This window comes from Desulfosarcina sp., from assembly GCF_033791525.1.
Taxonomy (GTDB): domain Bacteria; phylum Desulfobacterota; class Desulfobacteria; order Desulfobacterales; family Desulfosarcinaceae; genus Desulfosarcina.
Window position 1 is genome coordinate 1 of the sequence record NZ_JASJGN010000180.1, and the last position, 2935, is coordinate 2935.

A 2935-nucleotide genomic window follows, 5' to 3' on the forward strand; every position below is an offset into this window, starting at 1 on the left:
GGCTTCATGGGATTTTGTAATGCTACAGCAGCCTTCCTTCATGCGCTGAACTTCGCACGGGATCGCATCCAGGGGAAAGATTTGGCCGACGGCAAGAATACCGAGGCACCCTCGGTACCTATCATCCGGCATCCTGACGTGCGCCGCATGCTGCTGTGGATGAAAACCCACGTAGAGGGGATGCGAAGTTTCATCTACTATGTGGCCCGTTGCTTCGACCTGGCCGAATGCGCTGACGACAAAAAGGAGCGGGAGCGCAACGATGATCTCATCGCCCTGCTCACCCCGTTGATCAAGGCCTACTGCGCCGAACGCGGATTTGAAGTCTGTATCGAGGCCATTCAGGTGCACGGCGGCTGCGGCTATACCATGGACTACCCGGTAGAACAACTGGCCCGGGACTGCAAGATCGCCTCCATTTTCGAGGGCACCGACGGTATCCAGGCCATGGATCTGCTGGGGCGCAAGCTGGGTATGAAAAAGGGAGCGGTGTTCATGGATTTTATCGGTGAAATTAAAAACACCATCGGCCAGGCCAAAGCCATCACTGCCATCAACCCCTTGGCGGCAGCACTGGAGGCTGCTGTAGAGAAGCTTGGAGAGACCGCCATGGTCATCGGCAAGCAGGCCGTCAGCCCAAAGTTTCAAATCGCTTTTGCATCGGCTCACCCCTTCATGATGGCCATGGGAGATGTGATCATGGGCTGGATGCTGTTGTGGCGGGCAGTGACAGCGTCACCGCCATTGGAGAAGATCATTGGCGGACTGGACGATGAAAAAAAGGCCCAAAAACTGGAAAAGGATAAAAACGCCGCCTTCTACGACGGTCAGATTCAGGGCGCCCGCTATTTTATCAATGCGGTGCTGCCGATTGCGCTCGGTCGCCTGGCTGCCGTCCGCGCCGGCGATGAGGCGGTGCTGAAAATCACAGAGCGGGGTCTTGGAGGCGTTTAGCAGAGAGACAAAGGGGTACAATTTAACAGCAAACGCCAATCGATCCGGAAGTATTTAAGAGCAATCAACCAATCAGGAGAAGAACATGAAAGATGTTGTCATCGTATCGGCCTGCCGGACCGCGATCGGGGCCTTCGGCGGAACCCTCAAGAATTCCAACGCGGCGACCATCGCCAGCGTCACCATGAAAGAGGCGGTCACTCGAGCCGGTATCGACCCGGCCATTATCGACGATGTGCGCTATGGCTGCTGCATGGAGCCTGCCGACGCCCTCAATGTCAGCCGTGTCGCCGCGCTTCTGGCCGGCATTCCCGACACCGTGACGGCCGTCACCATCAACCGTGTGTGCATTTCCGGCATGGAAGCGGTGCTGTCGGGTATGGCCATGATCCAGGCGGGTATGGCCGACGTTATCCTTGCCGGTGGTGTGGAACACATGAGCGGTGTAGCCTACCAGGTGCCCAATGCCCGCTGGGGATGCCGACTGCAGGACACCGTCTTCGTGGACGCCATGATTCACGCCCTTCACTGCGGTTCCCACATCATCCCCCACCCTGAAGATGGCCCGGTGGATGCCACACAGCCGCCGCTGAGCATGTGCGTGGGCAAGCCCTACATCATGGGCCAAACCGCTGAATTCATCGCTCAGCACATGGACATTTCCCGCAAGGAGATGGATGAGGTGGCGCTGAAAAGCCAGAACAATGCCGAGCGCGCCAACGACGACGGTTCATTCGCGGACGAGATCGTACCCATGGAAATCCCCCGACGAAAAAAGGAGCCCATGGTCTTTGACCGGGACGAGCATTTCCGCCCCGGTTTGACCATGGAACAGCTGCAGAAACTACCCCCTGCCTTTGTACCCAAAATCGGCAAAGTCACCGCCGGCAACGCCTCGGGAATCAACGACGGATCCGCTGCCATGGTGATCATGTCGGCGGACAAGGCCAGAGAACTGGGCATTCAACCGCTGGCCAAGATTGTCGCCACAGGCCGCGGTGCCTGCCATCCGTCGGTCATGGGGCTCTCCCCGGTGCCGGCCGTAAAAAACCTCATGGACCGCCATGGCGTGAAGATCAGCGATTTCGAATTGGTTGAGGTCAACGAGGCCTTCGCCGCCCAATATATCGGCTGTGAGCGGGAGCTGAACCTGAACCGTGAGGTCACCAATGTCAACGGTTCCGGCATCGGTCTGGGTCATCCGGTGGGCGCCACCGGCTGTCGGATCATGGTGACCCTGCTATACGCCATGAGAAACCGGGGCCGGTCATTAGGGATGGCCACACTGTGCGGCGGCGGTGGGGTATCAATGGCCTGTGCACTGGAAACATTATAGATCGCTATAGCTCTGGAAATTACGACAGCTCGAATAGTTACAAGAATTCTAACATTCAATAATCGGTTTTGTATTTAAAACCTTCAATGGACCCTTGTTTTCAATTTGTATAAGGCATTGTTGAGCTAAAGTATTTCTTACAATTTTTCAATCATGTTAAGAATTTTCAACACAATCAAGGCACAAACGCTGACGGTCCAGGGGGGTTCCCTAAGAAGGATCTGAATATGGCAATGTCCGATGCACTTGCAATTCCGTCCCATCGAAATCGGCGTCGGGATCATTCGTCCCAATCACATTTCTGAATATGGCGATATCTGACGCACTGGTTATACCATTGTTGTCCAGATCCGTATCACAGAAGTTACCAAACCCATCTCCATCGGTGTCCCGCTGATCTGCATTTGCTGCTAAGATACAATTATCACAGGAATCCAGAATTCCGTCACTATCACTGTCGGTCGTTCCGAGACAATCAGCAGTGATAAATTTAATTTCATTGGAATCGGCGCTTTCCTGGTCTGCCACGTAAGCGCGAACCACGAAGTAGTGCATGGTATTAGCTTCCAGACCATCGACGGTGCCGGTAGTATCTATGCCGATCCAGCAGGGCTGGCTGTAGTCATATGCCTGACCTTCCGTCCG

The 2935-nt window shown here is 55.2% G+C and carries 3 protein-coding genes; 2 read left to right on the forward strand and 1 reads right to left on the reverse strand.

From position 1 onward, the window contains the following. Both QNK41_RS08640 and QNK41_RS08645 read left to right on the forward strand, forming a co-directional pair. Positions 1-954 (forward strand): acyl-CoA dehydrogenase C-terminal domain-containing protein (locus tag QNK41_RS08640; RefSeq protein WP_319255770.1); only part of this gene is annotated, 954 nt, incomplete at its 5' end. Positions 955-1039: 85 nt separating this feature from the next. Then, positions 1040-2290 (forward strand): acetyl-CoA C-acyltransferase, encoded by a 1251-nt coding sequence (locus QNK41_RS08645; protein ID WP_319255771.1) that lies wholly within the window; start codon positions 1040-1042, stop codon positions 2288-2290. Positions 2291-2500: 210 nt separating this feature from the next. On the opposite strand, the gene QNK41_RS08650 is transcribed toward QNK41_RS08645, so the two are convergent. Further along, the coding region (locus QNK41_RS08650; protein ID WP_319255773.1) for a fibronectin type III domain-containing protein at positions 2501-2935 on the reverse strand (435 nt) is incomplete at its 5' end.